The 16,232-nt window shown below is 45.8% G+C and carries 23 protein-coding genes; 17 read left to right on the top strand and 6 right to left on the bottom strand.

Annotated features, from left to right (window positions below):
* Positions 1-46 precede the first annotated feature (46 nt).
* The 8 genes from ACN0TF_RS11555 to ACN0TF_RS11520 all read left to right on the top strand — a co-directional run bounded on the left by ACN0TF_RS11555 (position 47) and on the right by ACN0TF_RS11520 (position 5,243).
* Positions 47-346: a hypothetical protein gene (locus tag ACN0TF_RS11555; protein WP_417442051.1), complete on the top strand. Its 300-nt coding sequence runs from the start codon at positions 47-49 to the stop codon at positions 344-346.
* 104 nt (positions 347-450) lie between these two features.
* The gene (locus ACN0TF_RS11550; RefSeq protein ID WP_417442050.1) at positions 451-789 is read left to right on the top strand and encodes a thioredoxin family protein; all 339 of its coding nucleotides are present in this window, start codon (positions 451-453) and stop codon (positions 787-789) included.
* Positions 790-1,170: 381 nt separating this feature from the next.
* Complete coding sequence (locus ACN0TF_RS11545) at positions 1,171-1,716, top strand: GNAT family N-acetyltransferase (RefSeq protein WP_417442049.1); 546 nt, start codon at positions 1,171-1,173, stop codon at positions 1,714-1,716.
* A gap of 80 nt (positions 1,717-1,796) precedes the next feature.
* Positions 1,797-2,108 carry a cupin gene (locus ACN0TF_RS11540; RefSeq protein WP_417442048.1) on the top strand — a complete coding sequence of 104 codons (312 nt, stop codon included), beginning with the start codon at positions 1,797-1,799 and terminating at the stop codon, positions 2,106-2,108.
* 141 nt (positions 2,109-2,249) lie between these two features.
* Positions 2,250-3,077: a hypothetical protein gene (locus ACN0TF_RS11535; protein ID WP_417442047.1), complete on the top strand. Its 828-nt coding sequence runs from the start codon at positions 2,250-2,252 to the stop codon at positions 3,075-3,077.
* The gene (locus ACN0TF_RS11530; protein ID WP_417442046.1) at positions 3,074-3,940 is read left to right on the top strand and encodes a PhzF family phenazine biosynthesis protein; all 867 of its coding nucleotides are present in this window, start codon (positions 3,074-3,076) and stop codon (positions 3,938-3,940) included. Before ACN0TF_RS11535 ends, ACN0TF_RS11530 begins: the two co-directional genes overlap by 4 nt.
* Before the next feature lie 113 nt (positions 3,941-4,053).
* Positions 4,054-4,260, top strand: a complete 207-nt coding sequence (locus ACN0TF_RS11525; RefSeq protein WP_417442045.1) for a ParD-like family protein — start codon at positions 4,054-4,056, stop codon at positions 4,258-4,260.
* Positions 4,261-4,370: 110 nt separating this feature from the next.
* On the top strand, positions 4,371-5,243 hold the full coding sequence (locus ACN0TF_RS11520) for a diguanylate cyclase (protein ID WP_417442044.1): 873 nt from the start codon (positions 4,371-4,373) through the stop codon (positions 5,241-5,243).
* 29 nt (positions 5,244-5,272) lie between these two features.
* On the opposite strand, the gene ACN0TF_RS11515 is transcribed toward ACN0TF_RS11520, so the two are convergent.
* Entirely contained in the window at positions 5,273-6,583 is a 1,311-nt protein-coding gene (locus tag ACN0TF_RS11515; protein WP_417442043.1) for a methyl-accepting chemotaxis protein, read from the bottom strand.
* A gap of 179 nt (positions 6,584-6,762) precedes the next feature.
* Between ACN0TF_RS11515 and ACN0TF_RS11510 the strand changes: the two genes are divergently transcribed.
* On the top strand, positions 6,763-7,338 hold the full coding sequence (locus tag ACN0TF_RS11510; protein ID WP_417442042.1) for a hypothetical protein: 576 nt from the start codon (positions 6,763-6,765) through the stop codon (positions 7,336-7,338).
* A gap of 24 nt (positions 7,339-7,362) precedes the next feature.
* Here ACN0TF_RS11510 and ACN0TF_RS11505 read toward each other — a convergent pair whose 3' ends face one another.
* Both ACN0TF_RS11505 and ACN0TF_RS11500 read right to left on the bottom strand, forming a co-directional pair.
* Positions 7,363-7,650 (bottom strand): HigA family addiction module antitoxin, encoded by a 288-nt coding sequence (locus ACN0TF_RS11505; protein WP_153849639.1) that lies wholly within the window; start codon positions 7,648-7,650, stop codon positions 7,363-7,365.
* A gap of 131 nt (positions 7,651-7,781) precedes the next feature.
* Positions 7,782-8,657 carry a DNA ligase gene (locus ACN0TF_RS11500; RefSeq protein ID WP_417442041.1) on the bottom strand — a complete coding sequence of 292 codons (876 nt, stop codon included), beginning with the start codon at positions 8,655-8,657 and terminating at the stop codon, positions 7,782-7,784.
* A gap of 194 nt (positions 8,658-8,851) precedes the next feature.
* Here ACN0TF_RS11500 and ACN0TF_RS11495 point away from each other — a divergent pair, with 194 nt between their 5' ends.
* Genes ACN0TF_RS11495 through ACN0TF_RS11485 form a run of 3 tightly spaced genes read left to right on the top strand, consistent with a single transcriptional unit; the run spans position 8,852 to position 10,789 of the window.
* The gene (locus ACN0TF_RS11495) at positions 8,852-9,250 is read left to right on the top strand and encodes a thiol-disulfide oxidoreductase DCC family protein (protein WP_273025348.1); all 399 of its coding nucleotides are present in this window, start codon (positions 8,852-8,854) and stop codon (positions 9,248-9,250) included.
* 41 nt (positions 9,251-9,291) lie between these two features.
* The gene (locus ACN0TF_RS11490; RefSeq protein WP_417442040.1) at positions 9,292-10,272 is read left to right on the top strand and encodes a catalase family peroxidase; all 981 of its coding nucleotides are present in this window, start codon (positions 9,292-9,294) and stop codon (positions 10,270-10,272) included.
* The gene (locus tag ACN0TF_RS11485) at positions 10,265-10,789 is read left to right on the top strand and encodes a cytochrome b (protein WP_417442039.1); all 525 of its coding nucleotides are present in this window, start codon (positions 10,265-10,267) and stop codon (positions 10,787-10,789) included. Before ACN0TF_RS11490 ends, ACN0TF_RS11485 begins: the two co-directional genes overlap by 8 nt.
* Positions 10,790-10,800: 11 nt before the next feature.
* On the opposite strand, the gene ACN0TF_RS11480 is transcribed toward ACN0TF_RS11485, so the two are convergent.
* On the bottom strand, positions 10,801-11,052 hold the full coding sequence (locus ACN0TF_RS11480) for a TIGR03643 family protein (RefSeq protein ID WP_417442038.1): 252 nt from the start codon (positions 11,050-11,052) through the stop codon (positions 10,801-10,803).
* Positions 11,053-11,111: 59 nt separating this feature from the next.
* A complete protein-coding gene (locus tag ACN0TF_RS11475) occupies positions 11,112-12,464 on the bottom strand; it encodes a serine hydrolase domain-containing protein (protein ID WP_417442037.1) in 1,353 nt (450 codons plus the stop codon).
* A gap of 220 nt (positions 12,465-12,684) precedes the next feature.
* On the opposite strand from ACN0TF_RS11475, the gene ACN0TF_RS11470 reads away from it, so the two are divergent.
* The 4 genes from ACN0TF_RS11470 (at position 12,685) to ACN0TF_RS11455 (ending at position 14,550) form a co-directional block, all read left to right on the top strand.
* Positions 12,685-12,984 (top strand): Rho termination factor N-terminal domain-containing protein, encoded by a 300-nt coding sequence (locus ACN0TF_RS11470; RefSeq protein WP_417442036.1) that lies wholly within the window; start codon positions 12,685-12,687, stop codon positions 12,982-12,984.
* Between the two features lie 77 nt (positions 12,985-13,061).
* Positions 13,062-13,769 carry a nuclease-related domain-containing protein gene (locus ACN0TF_RS11465; protein ID WP_417442035.1) on the top strand — a complete coding sequence of 236 codons (708 nt, stop codon included), beginning with the start codon at positions 13,062-13,064 and terminating at the stop codon, positions 13,767-13,769.
* Between the two features lie 3 nt (positions 13,770-13,772).
* Positions 13,773-14,210: a hypothetical protein gene (locus ACN0TF_RS11460; RefSeq protein ID WP_417442034.1), complete on the top strand. Its 438-nt coding sequence runs from the start codon at positions 13,773-13,775 to the stop codon at positions 14,208-14,210.
* A gap of 169 nt (positions 14,211-14,379) precedes the next feature.
* Positions 14,380-14,550 carry a DUF3545 family protein gene (locus ACN0TF_RS11455; protein WP_011235272.1) on the top strand — a complete coding sequence of 57 codons (171 nt, stop codon included), beginning with the start codon at positions 14,380-14,382 and terminating at the stop codon, positions 14,548-14,550.
* Positions 14,551-14,623: 73 nt separating this feature from the next.
* Here ACN0TF_RS11455 and suhB read toward each other — a convergent pair whose 3' ends face one another.
* On the bottom strand, positions 14,624-15,400 hold the full coding sequence (gene suhB / locus ACN0TF_RS11450; protein WP_011235271.1) for an inositol-1-monophosphatase: 777 nt from the start codon (positions 15,398-15,400) through the stop codon (positions 14,624-14,626).
* Positions 15,401-15,508: 108 nt separating this feature from the next.
* On the opposite strand from suhB, the gene trmJ reads away from it, so the two are divergent.
* Entirely contained in the window at positions 15,509-16,231 is a 723-nt protein-coding gene (gene trmJ, locus ACN0TF_RS11445) for a tRNA (cytosine(32)/uridine(32)-2'-O)-methyltransferase TrmJ (protein WP_011235270.1), read from the top strand.
* The last annotated feature ends 1 nt before the right edge of the window (position 16,232 follow it).

Genomic DNA, 16,232 nt, shown 5'->3' with positions numbered 1-16,232 from the left:
AAACCGACGCCAAAATGCGGCGCGCTTGCTCCGGGATTAAGTGAATATGAAAACTTCTGAACTCACAGAAAAAATAGAGAATTTTGAGCCAGTAGATGGTAATTGGCTGGCTTTTGAAGGCTTACTTGAGCGAGTTTTCGCGTCGGATGATCCACAGAAATTCTACCCTGCCATATTCGCTGTATTTGAGCGTAATAAGGAAGATGATGGGGAGGGTGTTTTTTGGTCGGCGGTGCATGGCATGGAGGCGGTTGGGGGCTACGAGGAAATGCTGGTTTCCCGGCAGTCAAAGATCCCAACGCTCATGGGAAGTATTATGTTAAGACGCATCGAAAATGCTAAATAAAGACTAAGGTACCTGTTACTAGGCAGCTGTAATTACTTAACAAAGCCAAACACAGCGATAGCTTTATTGGGCATTCTTGTAAATTCTATTCAGGAGTAGGTGGAATGAAAACCGATGGTATTGGCTCTAACTCCGATTACGCAGAAGAAGCGTTTACCTTTGAACAAACTGGCGAGTTATCCGGTGACGTTGTACTTGAGTTTGGCGCGCCCTGGTGTGGACACTGTCAGGCTGCAAGTTCCGCGATAAAAGAAGCAGTAACTGAACATTCAGAGCTGCGTCATATCAAAATATACGACGGAAAGGGCAAACCACTGGGGCGTGCGTTCAAGGTAAAGCTTTGGCCGACTCTGATACTCTTGCACAATGGCAATGAAGTAGCTCGTCTAGTGAGGCCATTACGTTCTGACGAGGTTCGCGACTTCATTTCGAAAGTCGACTAGAACCTGTTAACAAGTGAAGGCATCGGACGCTGGAAACTGAGCCGCTGTTTAAAGCATTACATGTATATAGGATAAAAAGTGGGCTGGATACATTTTCTTGAAGCATATTTCTCAGTCACCTATGTTGGGATGGCGATGGGTGTATTTTATTCAATTTACACAGCCTATTTCAGCACGAATTCTCGGACAGAAAGCCTTCCATTAAAAGCAAAGCCACCGCTGTTTGTAGCTTACGAATGCATTGTGAACGCCTTTCGATTTGGGTTCTATACCTTATTAGGGCTCGTGGCCCTGGGCTTTATTGCCAGCATAGTCTTATCCTTGTGGGCAATAGTAAAAGAGATAAGCATCTAACAAACACGGCGTCAAATGACATGAATTATGATTAGAACGGAAAGACTCATACTTCGGCAATGGGATGAAGAAGACCTCCTGCCCTTTTCGCATATGTGTAGTGATAAGGACGTGATGGAGTTTTTTCCGAAGCTTTTAACGGAGGAAGAAAGTTACAGCGGGGGAAGACGAATTCAGTCTCTCATTGCTGATCGAGGTTGGGGCTTCTGGGCTGTAGAGCTCCCTGGTCAGAGTAAATTTATTGGATTCGTCGGGTTGCATACCCCCAAAGAGAATATGCCGTTCTCACCATGTGTTGAAGTTGGCTGGCGCCTGGCGAAACCATATTGGGGCATGGGTTACGCGACTGAAGCTGCTAAAGCGTCACTGCACTATGCTTTTACTCACTTGGGTTTAGAAGAGGTGGTCTCTTTTACAACAGCGCAAAACATGCGTTCTCAAGCCGTCATGAAAAAAACTGGAATGTCCTATGCCTGTAATTTTAAGCATCCGGACTTAGAACCTTCTCACCCGCTTTGCGAGCATGTTTTGTATAAGATAAACAGAGAGCAGTGGGAGCAACATTCCTTATAATTTAGCCTGTACGGTGACGTTTATTTTCGTCTCCACTTCGCCGATGCGTTTTTAAAAGTAGCAGTAAGGAGGATAATAAATTGGAAGTCATTAGAAGTCAGCAATTCACAGCAGATAAGGCATGGGGTGCGAAGGATATTGCCAACATGAACGGCGTTACGACTCGGTTGCACTGGACAGATCAACCTTATAAGTGGCACGTAAATGATGGTGAAGAGGTTTTCGCTGTAATGGATGGCACTGTAGAAATGTTGTACAAAGAAAACAACGAAGTGAAATCTGCGATACTAAACGCCGGGGACATTTTCTTTGCTTCCATTGGTACCGAGCATGTTGCTCACCCCAAAGGCCAGGCTCGAATTCTGGTGGTAGAACGTGAAGGCAGCGTATAACAAGGCGTTTAAGTCGTCGTCGGTGCTGGGAGATAAATGATATATCAACCGCTAGGCGATTTTATTACGGCTGTGCATACAGAATATATTGATGAGCTGCAGGCTCTTTTTTGCGACTAATAAGAATAATAGGAGAGTTTTGTGGATTGGTATTCTGTAGGATTAGCAGCTGCTAGTGGTTGTATTGCAGCATTAATAGCAAGTTTAATATTCGTTAAGAACAAGGAGAACAAGGAGAACAAGGAGAAGAAGGAGAAAAAGGTAGGGTTTACGATAGTGTTTATTGTTTTGTTTTTTACACTGAATACGCTGTCGAAACAATTTATTCTCCCTGAAGTTAATGCCTACAAAGCCAAATCAGATGTTGAATCAGTATTTGATGAGGTTCCTGCGTTTGTCAGTATTAAAAAGCATGAACCCGTGATATATCAAAAACTTAAGGATTCTATAGCCGATGCGGCCAGGAATGACTATAGCCAGCAGCAAACCATAGACCTAATAAGAACACAAATTGCTGGTTTGGTTGAGTCCAGACTTCCGCATGCATCAGATGAAGCTATTTTGGCTTACATGAATGTAATGGTTTCATCGATGGAGGAACTGCAAAGGCAAGGGTTAGGGCTTTGTTATAGATTCCTATTTCCTCAGGTTGAAGGAGGAGTTGATGGTCGAAAAGTCTTTTCTCAAGAAACGCAAAAAAAAGACTTATTGGCACTCGATAAAATTATAAAGACATCTGACTCTAAGAAAAAGATTCCCTCTGACAGCGATGTCATGCCCTATTTAGGGCCAATTCTCGCCGGTATATATACCAAGTTTGGTGATGATATTTCGATGATAAAGAACCCTACTGCTAAAAACGTAGATAAAGGTAAGGTATGCATTATGACAATGGAAATATATAAAAATATTCTGGCTCTCCCGCCCGAGCAGGCGGCAAATGCTCTGCGGTGGATGTTTCGAGAATGAGAGTTGAAGCGTTTTTGGTTAACTCCTTTACTGCCGACGGCACGGGAGGAAACCCGGCAGGTGTCGTGTTGCAGGCGGATAACCTGTCTAATGAAGAAAAATTAGAAATAGCACAAGCCGTTGGTTATTCAGAAACTGCGTTTGTGTCTCAAGATGATGAAGTCGACTTTGAGTTGTCTTTTTTTACGGTAACGGACGAAGTTGATTTTTGTGGTCACGCAACGTTAGCTGCATTTTCAACAATGTATAGAAAAGGAATTGTAACCGAAGGCCAGTATATTCAAAGGACTAAAGCAGGAGTGCTTGCTGTAACTGTAGAGTCCGATGGCCATATAGTTATGGAGCAGAAGTTGCCTGAATATCTCGGGGTGTTTGCCGCCGGAGATATATCTGAGTTAATTGGAATTGACTCGACAGTACTCGAATCAACTCAGCTTCCTATAGAGGTTATTTCAACAGGTTTGCCTGATATTATTGTTCCGGTACCACTTGGGTATTTAGATGAAATTCAAGTGAATGACCGCCTACTCAGTAACTTCTGTCAAAAACATAATGTTGTTGGCATCCATGCTTTTGAGTTGTGTGAGAAAGGCAGTGAGCTGACAGCGAGTTGCCGGAATTTCGCACCTTTGTTTGGTATTCCGGAAGAGTCAGCAACAGGAAGTGCTAGTGGAGCATTAGCATGCTATTTGACCAAGCACTTTCCTGGCGAGCATTCCAATTGCTTTACTTTCGAGCAAGGTCGGGCAATGGGCTGCGTTTCAAGAATTACAGCGTCAGTTGAGTTGAACGAACAGGTTATTCTCAAGGTTATGGTCGGTGGTTTTGCTGATGAGATTGGGTTAAAGGAAGTTTCCCTATAACAAAAGATTACAGCAGATTCGCAACGTTAGCGGTAAATTAGATATTGTCTTCATTGCAAACTCTTCATTAAAAATATACGATTCGTATACACTCTATATATTCAGGGGCTGCTATGGGAATTGTCAAAATTGATGACGAACTGCATGGGGAAATTCGCAAGGCGAGTTCAGTTATGGTTCGCTCTATTAATGCTCAGGCCGAGTATTGGATAAAAGTAGGTATGCTTGCCGAGTCGAACCCCAGCATGTCTTTTTCGGATATCATGCGTGACCAAATGAAGTTGGCCGACGTAGACATAAGGAAGGCTGTCGGTGGCTAGTGTAACTCTGAAAAGTACTGACGAATTAAATGTCATGCGGGAGTCAGGCCGTCTTCTTGCAATGGTTTTTGACTATCACTGGCACTGTTAAACTTCGAAGAGACATAAATTTGGAATCTTTAACTAATCAACAATTGCAGGCTGGTATTGCAGAACTTGACCATGCGATTTATCTCCATGATCAGTGGTACAAAAATTTGCTGCGCGTATTGGTTTCTCGGGTATCACCCGATCAATCAGATTTGATGCCAGATGCACATCTAAAATGCGCTTTCGGGAAATGGTATGAAGATCACTCTGAAAGTTTTTTTATTGAAAGTCAGCAGCTTAAATCACTTTTTGAAGCACATAAAAAAGTACATAGTGGTGCGCGACATTTATTTCAGCGGATTTCGGATGGTTTAGTTATTCCTGTTGACGACTGGGATAATTTTGAAAGTGGTCGAGAAAGAATGCGGCGAGAAATTTGGGCGGCACGACATGAGTTTGCTGAAACCCTTAAAAATAGAGATTCACTGACCGAAGCTCAAACACGAGCAGGTTTGCTTACTGATCTTCGAAAACAGCACTCTCTTGTTCTTAGGGGAAAGCAAACCTACGCACTGGCTATGTTAGATCTTGATCATTTCAAGAGGATCAACGATTCATACGGTCATGCTGCGGGTGATACGGTGCTAGCCTCAACCGTACAATGCGTAAAGTCTCGTCTTCGACCATACGACAGAATTTATAGATATGGCGGGGAGGAATTTCTTATCTGTATGCCCAGTACAACCATGGAGCAAGCCGGTGAGATGATGGAGCGACTGCGCTCGGCTATCTCAGAACAGCATTTTGAATTTGGTGATATTCAGGTAACGGCATCCTTTGGTGTCACCGTTCTCAGGGAATCTCAAGCCGTTGAAGAGTCAATAAACTGTGCTGATAAAGCGATGTATGAAGCAAAGAGCGCCGGCCGAGATCGTGTGGTGCTCGATGTTTAACATCGCTGTCATGACTTAATCAGGCCTTACTATAATTCATTGGCAAAGCGTTCTACAGCGTTGACCACCTGCTTAGCTCCTTCCCGAATCTCGACAATGACGGCTCCCGACTGGTTGGCTAATTCCAGGCCTTGTTCTGCCTCCTCTCGGGTACTGGACATTTGACGCATCACCTCATCAGAGAGAGTTTGGTTTTTCTCGACTACTCTTACAATCTCTTCTGTGGCTTTACTGGTGCGGGCAGCCAGATTCCGAACCTCGTCGGCAACCACGGCAAACCCGCGCCCTTGTTCACCGGCTCTGGCGGCCTCAATAGCGGCGTTTAGTGCCAGCAGGTTTGTCTGCTCTGCGATGCCACCGATGGTTTGCACTATGGCGTTTATCTGCAGGGACTGTTTACCCAGCGCTTCAATGCTTTCGCTCGTCCCTTGCATTTGTCTGGCTATCTGCTGCATGGTTTCGACCGTCTTCTGAACCACAGCGGAGCCTTTTTGAGCGCTTACATCAGTTTGTTGTGAAACGTCGTAGGCGACGCTTGCACCTTCTCTTACCTGAGCTTCCCGTTCCACTTGGTCGGTGACCACGCTGGCAAATTTCACAACCTTAGATAAGTTGTCCTCGGCGTCGTAAACCGGGTTATAAGTGGCTTCAAGCCAAACTTCTTGACCACGGCTGTCGACTCGCTTGAAACGGTCCGCTACGTACTCACCGTTGTTTAGTTTTTTCCAGAAGACGGCGTATTCGGGCGACTCAACCTCTTCCGGTGTACAGAATATACGGTGGTGCTTGCCTGCAATCTGTTCGAGCCGGTATCCCATGGCCTCTTGAAACTGTTCGTTTGCGGTAATTACGGTACCATCAAGGTTAAACTGAATAACCGCAGTGGAGCGGATCAGCGCATCAATGAATGCTTCACTCTCTTTTTTGCCTTCAATTGTTTTGGTTACATCGCGGCCATATCCCTGTACATGGGATAGTTTGCCGTCAGCGTTCTGTATCGGAAGCCAACTGATACGAAGCCAGGCGAGGGAGTCATCAGCGCGCAAGTAGCGGTAGTCATCGCTTATTGGTGCGAGCTTTGCAACGGCCTGATTAAAGTCTCGAAAACAAGCTAGCTTCGGGACGTAAGCTGGTACAATCTCTGACATGGGTCGCCCTAACAGCTGTTCGCGCTGGTAGCCTAGAACATCAGCAAAGCTTTGGTTTACAGCAGATATGCAGAAGTCGGAGTTCAGTGTTATGGACAGCATGCCCCGATCCATCTGGCTAGCCAGTTGGCGGAGCATCGCTAATTCTTTACGCTGATCTTCGAATTCATTTTTGAGGCGGCGATTAAACATCTGGATATTCCAGTCAATAATAATTCATCTTTATCGGCAGGTCTAACCAGCTCTTGAGACTACGGGCAAGAAAAACGCATGGGTCAAGTTGCCTTTATTGTAAAATATGTTGCTACTGCGCAGATGACTGCGTACTTTAAAATATTTGAAAATCGGCTACACGGTGTCGAGACCTTATTATGAAACGACTGACAATTTTGACAGCTCTGGCCTCTTTATTGCTCGCTGGTTGCGGGCATTACAACTATGCCGTAAAGCAGGATGGGTCACCTGTTCCCTATAAAAATAAGTATGCTGACAATGATGGCAGCCAGTACGAGTTTTACAGCACTCTTTATAAAGTAAACGCAGACAGTCGATTTAGCGATTTGGTCGAGATTACGCATTTGAACGATGTTTACAATAGTCATCAAGGAACGCCGGAGTCGACCTGGAGAAAATCATTTTTAAGCTTCAATTTGAGTGATGAGTCCGGCGTAGAGGTTATACCCGAGTCGGTGGTTCTGGAGCACTATTCTGAATCGGGTGAACGCATCATGCCGTCAAAGGTTGAGTCAACGGTATCAAAATGCTCGGGTAAGGTGGGTTGCCGGGAGTCTGTTGTTCTGCACTACGAAAAGGGCATGCCTGAAAAGCTCCTGGAAAAAGTCAGTTTTAAGCTCATCGTTAATGGAAAAGAAAAGACGGTGTCTTATACGCTTCCACTGGAGTACAAATATCAATACTCGTTTTGGGACGTTATGATGGGAGTTTAAGCAATAGCTTAACTTCGAGTTCTACTATGCGGCAACGAGCTTTTTAACCTTGAGTTCTTTACGATGTTGCTCGGCATGCCAAAGTTCATATTGGGACTGCTGGTTTAGCCAGCTTTCCGCCGAAGTATTAAATGCGATTGAGAGCCTGATAGCCATTTCAGGGCTAATACCAGCCTTGCCATTCAGCAACGCACTTAACGTTTTCCGGCTTACGCCCAAAGCTTCTGCTGCAGCGGTTACAGATAAGCCAAGAGGCTCGAGACAAAGCTCTCGTACGACTTCGCCAGGGTGGGGGGGATTGTGCATCAACATACGAATACCTCAGTGATAATCTTCATAATTTACTATCTCGGCGTCTCCATCCTAAAACTGTGCCCTGTAACGTATCGGGTGTCAATATTTCTAGTTTCTGTATATTACGTATGAACATCTTGCCTGGAAATTCATTCACTCTCCACACCCTCCCGAATTCGTAAAAAGCTGGCAAAGCGTGGCACGCCATTACTGGTGTAGCCGTGATACTTGTAGGTAATAATACTGCCGACAGGCGGAGGATTGGCGCGTTCGGCGTCGGTGAAGCCGGTGCCAATAGAAAATTCAATGCCTTGCTGATTGCGCACACGCAGCGCACCGAGCATGTCGGTGTATTTACCTTTTCCCGGTAAATGCGCGATAACCTCGGCCTCTTCATCGAAATAGGGTTTTAACTTTAATAAAGCGTCACTTCTGCCCGACTGATGAAGCGCTGTTGCCAAATGCAGCATTAGGCCTTCTGCGCCATGCTCAACCACAGCTTTCAGGTGTTCGCTTAACTCATGGTTGGAATGAAACCGTTGCTGCTTAACCGGCTTAATATGCTCAGCGTTTATTTGCCCAATTAATTTTGAATAGTTTTTGTATCGCTCCTCAAATGGCAGCTGCGCGTCAGGCATATCAAACACCATATACTTCACTTTCCGCCAACGGTTATCCTTTGGTGTTTGGGTGCGCACAATAGAACTTAGCGCTTCAAAGTTCTGACGTTTTGTCCACAGTTCACCGTCAAGCCAAACGGCGGGTAGCGGTGCAGTAAACCATTCCGGAGCTGATATCAGGTTGCCTTGCCGGGTCAGTAGCTGTGAGCCTGTCCAAATGGCCCGGATGCCGTCGTACTTTTCACTCACCAAATAGTCGCTGATGGGATTGCTTGTGTCCTGTTCATAAACTTTTGCTAGCTGAGTTTGCGTTGAAGCCTGCAATGCGGCAGCAGGCAAGGCACAAAAGGCAGCGATAAAAAATGCCGCTAAGTAAACGAGACGAATTTTAGAGAGTTTTGGCATCCTTGCCTCTTATTTTGGAGCGAATTGCAGCGCGTCTGCGCCATATGTCATAAAAAGACTAGCACTGCTTATTAAGTCTGGCTGCGTGGCAATGTCGTATTGTGGGCTAAGCAAACCGATTTTCGCATTACATTATGAGTCAAATACGCAAAAACAACGTATAAGAAGGTGTAATTCGCAAAACGGTGGTTCTAATGTCAGAGCAAAGCTCAAAACTTGTTATCTTCTTCGACGGTGGATGCCCGTTGTGCGTGAAAGAAATGCGTCATTTAAGGAAGTTGGACGAACAAAGAAAGATCCAGTTTGAGAACATTAACGAGCCGGATTTTAATCAGCGCTATCCTGCAGTAGACGTTGCTAAGGCTAACCAGTATTTACACGGGCAGACCCGTTCAGGTGAAATGATTTATGGTCTGGATGTCACCTATGCGGCCTGGTCGCTGGTGGGGAAAGGCTGGATGATTGCCCCTTTACGCTGGCCTGTCATTCGATGGTTTGCCGATAAAGCGTACTTATTTTTCGCGCGCTACCGTAACCGCATTTCTAAATTATTAACAGGGAAAGAGCGCTGCTCGCAGTGCTCGATTGACTGATATACTCTAACCGAAAAAATGATAACAAGAGTAGTTTCAATATGAAAAAACAATATCTGGCGTTATTGCTGGCGCCAATGGTGAGCGTGGCAGCCGATGATCCCCCCAAAGTTAGTGCACAAGAGTTTGTGAATTTACAGCAGGGGGAAAACGCCCATGAAGGCTTTCGGCGTGCTCACGCAAAAGGCATTTGCGTTAGTGGTGAGTTTCGTTCAAACGGGCAGTTAGCCAGCTATTCAAAAGCGGCACTATTTGAAACGGGATCCATGCCTTTTATCGGGCGTTTTTCTGTTGCCGGGAATAATCCAACAGCGCCTGACTTAAAAGCACCGGTACGCAGTTTAGCTCTGAGCTTTGCCATGAGTTCGACCGAGCAATGGCGTATTGCAATGAATACGCCGCCCGTTATGGCGGTTAAAGATCCGCATACGTTTTACCAGCAAATTCAGGCGATTCAGGCCGGTCCTAAAGCAATACAAAAGTTTTTTGCCGAACACCCTGAGAGCAGTGACTTTTTAAGCTGGAAAGCGCAATACCAACCCAGCGGAAGTTTTGCTGCTGAGACTTATAACAGCATTAACGCGTTTTACTTAATTAACTCTGAAGGCGATGAGCAAGCCGTACGCTGGACTATGCAGCCGACGGTTTCAGTTTCTGCTGACAACTTAGAAGGTGTGGATGCTCTGCACCAAGAAATTACCAACCGGGTAGCGAAAGAAAATATCATTTTCGACTGGGTTTTTACTTTGGCAAATGAGAAAGATGATGAGAACAATCCAGCAAAAGCATGGCCGGACAGCCGTGAGAAGATTACAGCGGGACAAATTGTTATTACCGGGGTAACGCCGCAGTTACAGGGTGAATGCCACGGTATAAATTACGATCCTCTGGTGTTACCAACCGGTATTGAGGCAACCCGAGATCCCATACTACGGGCTCGTTCCGCGGCTTATGCCGAGTCTTATCGTCGCAGAGCAAAAGAAGCGTTAATGGGCGAGCTGGAGGAACAGGGCAATGAGTAACACACAACAGTTTTCGTTATCGATGCGCTTGTTTCATTGGGCTATGGCGGCTTTGGTTATTTCGATGCTGGCGGCTGGTCTATTGATGGTTCGTTCTTTAGAGCCGTGGCAGTTAAGCATTCTAACCGTGCACAAAGCATTTGGCGTTGTGGCGGCCGTACTGGTTATTGCACGTTTAGTGAATCGTTTGTTCCATCAAATTCCGGCATTACCCGGAGACTTATCAAGCTTGCAGACATTTGTCGCCAAGGCTTCTCACTGGCTGCTTTATTTGCTGTTGTTCGCCATGCCAATTTCAGGGTACTTAATGCAGTACTTTGCCGGGCGGCCAATTGACGTATTTGGCTGGTTCCGCTTACCGGCGGCGCTTACTGTCGATATTGAGAACTATGCTGTATTCCGGGAACTGCACGGCTGGATGGCAATAGCACTTATGGCACTGGTTGCTTTGCACGTTGCTGCGGCCTTACATCATCACTTTATTCGCAAGGACAAGGTTCTGAAAAGTATGCTTTAGTGCGTTATTGCCTAACGCTGTTTATATTGTGTTGGGCAGTAGCCGCGCGACACTCCTGCGGGGCGTAGTTTTCGATGTTTGGTATTGCGCCCCGACACACGCTCCCGCCACAAGCGAAAGCTGCCGGGCTTTAGTTGCGAGCGCATAAACTTAATAACCTGCTTTTCCTGCAGGCCAAATTGTTCTTCAATAGCTTCAAATGGCGTGCGGTCTTCCCACGCCATTTCTATAACGCGTGATACTTCAGATTCAGTCAGGTTCATAAACAGGCTACTTAATGTCTTTCACTCAATTACGTTAGCCTTTGTGAATCAGATCTTTGCTATTCTGACGCTGTCTCTGTGGATTCTCCTTTTCCCATTAAGTACTCAGCAACCGCTTGATAGGCCGGTAGCGAAGTTGGATCAATCTTGGCATTTGCAGCGGTAGGAAAAGACGCAAACCTCACTATTACCATATCTGCCGTTGGATCAATATAAATGGTCTGCCCATGAACGCCTCGTGCTGCAAAAGCTTCATGTTCGTTATGTAAAACCCACCACATACTTGTGTAACTTCCGCCTTCTAGCGTGTTGTAACCTGCTTTAGCGAAAACCTCTTTATCGCCGCCAGTTTGTATGTTGGCGACAGCCTCTTCTGGAAACAACTGCTGATCGTTGAGACTTCCGCGGTTCAACACCAACTGACCAACACGTGCGAGATCACGCAGGCCTGCGCTAAGTCCCCCGCCTGCAAAGGGAGTTCCTTTTGCATCAACAGTAAAGTAGGCGCCCTGCTCAGCCCCAATTTTGCTCCAGATACGTTCAGATAATAGTTGGGTTAAATCTTTACCCGTTACCCGCGAAATTATCCAGCCAAGAGTGTCAGTGTTAATGGTTCTGTAACCAAAAGCTTCTCCGTGAATGCCTTTTTGTCTGACGGTTTGTAGATATTCGAAATAGCCGTTCGGGCCGTTATATTCTTTGGGTTTTGGCAAGGGACTCGCAGCTTTTGAGTAGATCCATATATCCGCGTTTGGATCGGAGTAATCCTCGCTATAATCTAGTGCCGTGGTCATATCCATAACCTGACGTACCGTTGCACTACCAAAAGCACTATCGCTAAGCTCGGGAATTATTGATGAAACTTTTACGGTATCGTCAAGCGCACCTTCTACAACAAGTATCTCTGCCAGCAGTCCGGTCATGGACTTAGTCATCGACATAGCGGCGTGTTTACCCCCCTCGTCCAGACACCCCGAATAGTGTTCATAAACAATTTTGCCTTTATGAAGTATAAGAATGCCGTCGGTATAATTTGCTCCAAGAGAGTCCTTCCAGGTCATGGTTTGTTCCGTACCCATGGTGTTGAAAGTCACTGAATCGATATTTTTATCAATAGCATACTCTAACGATAATGGAGGTTCGGAGCCCTTTCTCACGCGTTTCGTCGGCATGAGTTCGCGAATATGACATACCGTCCAACGCAGCTTCGGAAAGCTAAAGAAGTCTGATTCAGGCTGCATGATGAGTTTCTCAGGCGATGGCGGGAAACCTTGCATCCAGCCTAGCATTTCTGGGTCAGTAGCTTCTGCATCGGAGTAGGAAGCTGTTTGCGCGTAGCTGTGAGAACAAAGACTCACTAGCACCACAGCACCTGCAAATAAGCTGAGTATTTTATGACTTAAGCATTTCATGAGAATCCCTTAATAGCCGAAACCACTTTGTTGTGGTTGCTCCTAATCTTAGTCGAGCCTAATAAGCTCTGCCATTAAATAGGTGTTGCATAGCAATTGATGTGGATCTTTAAAGCCAGGGGGTGTTCAACGAACCTTTATTTCATTTCTTTTTTTACTACACTTAATAATGAATAAGTTGAGAAAACGCACTGACATTTTAACGATTAAGGAGGCTGCCATGCCAGACGTTTGGCGCGACAAAGACGAGCGTATGTATCAGCATATTAAGCAGTCTCAGCTGGATGACGGAAAGAGTGAAGACGAAGCAGAGGAAATTGCCAGTCGCACTGTGAATAAGCAGCGACGCGAAGAGGGGCTTACCGATAACACCACTACTCAGGGGACAGGTAACCCCAATACCCGGCTGGAAGAGCGCACCAAAGATGAGTTATACAATAGAGCGCAACAGCTTGATATTGATAACCTCAGCCAAATGACAAAAGACGAACTGATTGAGGCTATAAGGCAAAAGCAGTAAGGGATTAAAGCTGACGAATGTCTGTTTTGGTGGTTTAATATAGCCACCAGTTTGGGAAATAAAGCAGTCAAATTGTCATGGCCGACACGCAGTACATAACCAAAAATCGTCTTTCGCAAGAAGTGAATAAAGCCCGCGTATGGGTCGCTATTATTGGCGCGCCTATTGCGGGTTTTTTAATGTACAAATTACCAAATCTCTGGTGGATTGTCGGACTAATTTACCTCTTCAGCATTATTGGAGCGGCATCCACTAAGCGTTCGGGCGCCAGAGGCGAATTAAAAACACTGCAGCTTTTAGAGAAACTCCCCGGTAACTATGTTTTGTTTAACCAGATTGATGTACCCAATTCGCGAGCAAAACGCGGCTTCACGGAGCTGGATTTAATTGTTGTGGGCCCTAACGGCGTGTTTGTAGTCGAAGTGAAGAACAACAACTCTAAAGTAACGGGAGATGAACAGGCACCTAACTGGACGGCTCATAAAGTAGGTCGCAAAGGTGGTCGTTATACCGCGAAAGTTCGCAATCCAATAAAGCAGTTAAAAAAGCAAATACATGTATTGTCAGAGCATTTGAAGAAAAACCGCGCATCTACCTGGATAGACGGCGTTGTGTTTTTTTCACACCGCAGCGCACGGGTTAAGCTGTCTTCACCTCCCAGCGTTCCCGTTCTTGAACGTAAAGGATTGGTCGAGTATATTTTGAATTATCAGCCCAAACGGGCACCGTCAAATGTTGAGAAAGTCGTTCAACAATTAATAGAACTTAAGCAAATGACGAGCTGAAAGATGTATAAAGAACAAACCGTTAGGGCGAGACTGGCCCGGAAAACCAAAGGCATTCCTGGTTGGCTCTGGTTATTAACCATTTACCTTAGTTACTTTATGGTCTTGCACTTTATCGGCCAGGGATTTGCAGTTTTGTTCGTAGCCGTAATCGTTGCCTCTGCGTCGCTCATTAGCCCCAGAGATCGAGAGCAGAACAAAGTTAAAAATATCATGACTTTGTTGGATGTTAATGGTGAAAAGTTACGTGTTGGGTTGGAACAAGTCCCCAATAAAAAGCTGAAACGCGTAGCGGTGGGCGAGTACGACGAGGAATACGCTATTTTACAGTTCCCTTTTAATTATCAAGTATCGAGTGACCATCTATTCCCCATTCAGCAGCTCGGTTCAGTCCGCGAATTTTTCAAAACGCATTATCCGCAAGTTGAGTTGATCACCTGATTCTTCACACCTTCGCCATCAATTGTTAACAAAAGCGTAACAAAGTTCTTTTAATGTGGCCTGGTGTGTGGTACTTATGAGTTGTGGTTTTTTTGTTAACAAACAGATTAACTGCAGCGCTAAATACCATAATTAAAAAAGTTGTATCAAAAAAGCAGAGGGTCATAACATGGATCATTCAGAAGAACTGCAAAAGGTTAATGACAAGTCTGGTAAGGGTCGCGCGGCAAAACGTAAATGGCGTGAAATAGAGCAGCTAAAAGAGAAGTACCGGTTGCGGGAAGAACTCTCTGATATGGATTACTCGCTTGAACTCGATTTAGAAGAAATCGAACTATAAAAAAGAACGCCGTCTGGGTGACCTCAGACGGCGTTTTGCTTTTGGGCTTACTGCTCTTGTTTTTAGAAAGAGCTTAGCGAATTTGTGCCAGCATTTGTTTTAATGCTTTTGGCGCACCTGCTGCTATGTTGCCTGACTGAATGTAGTTGTGGCCACCCTGAAAGTCACTGACTATGCCACCGGCTTCGCGAACCAATAACTCGCCAGCCAACATATCCCACGGCTTAAGACCCATTTCCCAGAAGGCGTCGTGGCGTGCTGCTGCAACGTAAGCTAAGTCCAGTGCTGCTGCGCCTGCACGACGAACGTCGGCACAGTGCTCAAACAACTTGCTGAACATTTCCAGGTATTCCGGTAAACGGTTTTTCATTTTGAACGGGAAACCCGTTGCTAAAATGGCGCCTTTTAATTCCACTTTAGGTGAAATACGTAAGCGGCGGCCATTTAGCTGCGCACCGGCACCGCGGGTAGCGGTGAATAATTCTTCGCGCATAGGATCGTAAACAACGGCCTGTTGAACAGAACCTTTGTGAAGTAACGCTATAGAGATACAAAAGTGGGGGATACCGCGCATGTAATTGGTCGTGCCGTCTAGCGGATCAATAACCCACTGGAAGTCGTTTTCTTTTCCAGCCTGAGTACCGCTTTCTTCTGCGATGATGCCGTGATCAGGGTAAGACTTTTTGATTGTGTTGATAATAGCCTGTTCTGCGGCTTTATCCATATCAGTAACCCAGTCGTTCAAACCTTTTGATTCGGCTTCAACAGGACTGCCCTGGTCGAAATTTTTAACTAAAATTTTGCCGGCCGCACGCGCTGCGCGCACCGCAATATTTAACATCGGATGCATACCAATTACCTGTGCTGTAAAAGAACAATTTTCGGTCGCGGATCATACCAGTGTTACGGTATCATGCCAAACTTTTCCATAAGCCGAGAAAAACTCAAGGGAAACGCCATGCTTGATAACATTCGTATTGTTCTGGTGAATACGTCTCATACCGGAAACATAGGCTCTGTCGCCCGTGCCATGAAGACTATGGGGTTGTCTAAACTAACCTTAGTCGACCCTGTGCAGGAGCCTGATAGTCACGCATCGGCGTTGGCCGCTGGCGCAACCGATATTCTGGCGTCGGCGACTATTGTGGATACTCTGCAGGAGGCGATTGCCGACTGTGGTCTGGTTATTGCCACCAGCGCTCGTAACAGAACATTGGATTGGCCGCTGTTAGGCCCGCGAGAGTGTGCGGCAAAAGTATTGGAGGAGACCAGTCAGCATCAGGTTGCTCTGGTATTTGGCCGTGAAAACAGTGGATTAACCAACGAAGAGCTACAGCAAAGTCAGTTTCATTTACACATACCAACTAACCCTGATTACAGCTCGCTGAACCTGGCTATGGCGGTGCAGACTGTAAGTTATGAGCTACGCATGCAGTGGCTGGAATCGAAACAACGCGCTCCGGAAAATTTACCGGAGTACCCGCGCGCCGAAGATTTAGAACGGTTTTATGAGCATCTTGAAAAGACTCTGGGTCAGACTGGGTTCATTGTTCCTCAGCACCCCGGACAAGTTATGACAAAACTGCGTCGTTTATTTAACCGAGCCCGCCCGGAAGAGAATGAAATTAATATCTTACGTGGCATCTTAGCCTCTGTGGACAAATCAACAGGCAATACTTGAC

Source organism: Idiomarina sp. (assembly GCF_048265525.1).
GTDB lineage: Bacteria > Pseudomonadota > Gammaproteobacteria > Enterobacterales > Alteromonadaceae > Idiomarina.
This window is presented reverse-complemented; position numbering and strand designations above follow the sequence as displayed.

Bases quoted from the DNA above. Each gene is read 5' to 3' on its own strand.
- ACN0TF_RS11465 (WP_417442035.1), top strand. From the start codon at position 13,062: ATGGCCGACACGCAGTACATAACCAAAAATCGTCTTTCGCAAGAAGTG.
- ACN0TF_RS11455 (WP_011235272.1), top strand. From the start codon at position 14,380: ATGGATCATTCAGAAGAACTGCAAAAGGTTAATGACAAGTCTGGTAAG.
- ACN0TF_RS11480 (WP_417442038.1), bottom strand. From the start codon at position 11,052: ATGAACCTGACTGAATCTGAAGTATCACGCGTTATAGAAATGGCGTGG.
- ACN0TF_RS11545 (WP_417442049.1), top strand. From the start codon at position 1,171: ATGATTAGAACGGAAAGACTCATACTTCGGCAATGGGATGAAGAAGAC.
- ACN0TF_RS11460 (WP_417442034.1), top strand. From the start codon at position 13,773: ATGTATAAAGAACAAACCGTTAGGGCGAGACTGGCCCGGAAAACCAAA.
- ACN0TF_RS11470 (WP_417442036.1), top strand. From the start codon at position 12,685: ATGCCAGACGTTTGGCGCGACAAAGACGAGCGTATGTATCAGCATATT.
- ACN0TF_RS11530 (WP_417442046.1), top strand. From the start codon at position 3,074: ATGAGAGTTGAAGCGTTTTTGGTTAACTCCTTTACTGCCGACGGCACG.
- ACN0TF_RS11490 (WP_417442040.1), top strand. From the start codon at position 9,292: ATGAAAAAACAATATCTGGCGTTATTGCTGGCGCCAATGGTGAGCGTG.
- ACN0TF_RS11505 (WP_153849639.1), bottom strand. From the start codon at position 7,650: ATGTTGATGCACAATCCCCCCCACCCTGGCGAAGTCGTACGAGAGCTT.
- ACN0TF_RS11475 (WP_417442037.1), bottom strand. From the start codon at position 12,464: ATGAAATGCTTAAGTCATAAAATACTCAGCTTATTTGCAGGTGCTGTG.
- ACN0TF_RS11500 (WP_417442041.1), bottom strand. From the start codon at position 8,657: ATGCCAAAACTCTCTAAAATTCGTCTCGTTTACTTAGCGGCATTTTTT.
- ACN0TF_RS11550 (WP_417442050.1), top strand. From the start codon at position 451: ATGAAAACCGATGGTATTGGCTCTAACTCCGATTACGCAGAAGAAGCG.
- suhB (WP_011235271.1), bottom strand. From the start codon at position 15,400: ATGCATCCGATGTTAAATATTGCGGTGCGCGCAGCGCGTGCGGCCGGC.
- ACN0TF_RS11555 (WP_417442051.1), top strand. From the start codon at position 47: ATGAAAACTTCTGAACTCACAGAAAAAATAGAGAATTTTGAGCCAGTA.
- ACN0TF_RS11510 (WP_417442042.1), top strand. From the start codon at position 6,763: ATGAAACGACTGACAATTTTGACAGCTCTGGCCTCTTTATTGCTCGCT.
- trmJ (WP_011235270.1), top strand. From the start codon at position 15,509: ATGCTTGATAACATTCGTATTGTTCTGGTGAATACGTCTCATACCGGA.
- ACN0TF_RS11515 (WP_417442043.1), bottom strand. From the start codon at position 6,583: ATGTTTAATCGCCGCCTCAAAAATGAATTCGAAGATCAGCGTAAAGAA.
- ACN0TF_RS11485 (WP_417442039.1), top strand. From the start codon at position 10,265: ATGAGTAACACACAACAGTTTTCGTTATCGATGCGCTTGTTTCATTGG.
- ACN0TF_RS11525 (WP_417442045.1), top strand. From the start codon at position 4,054: ATGGGAATTGTCAAAATTGATGACGAACTGCATGGGGAAATTCGCAAG.
- ACN0TF_RS11495 (WP_273025348.1), top strand. From the start codon at position 8,852: ATGTCAGAGCAAAGCTCAAAACTTGTTATCTTCTTCGACGGTGGATGC.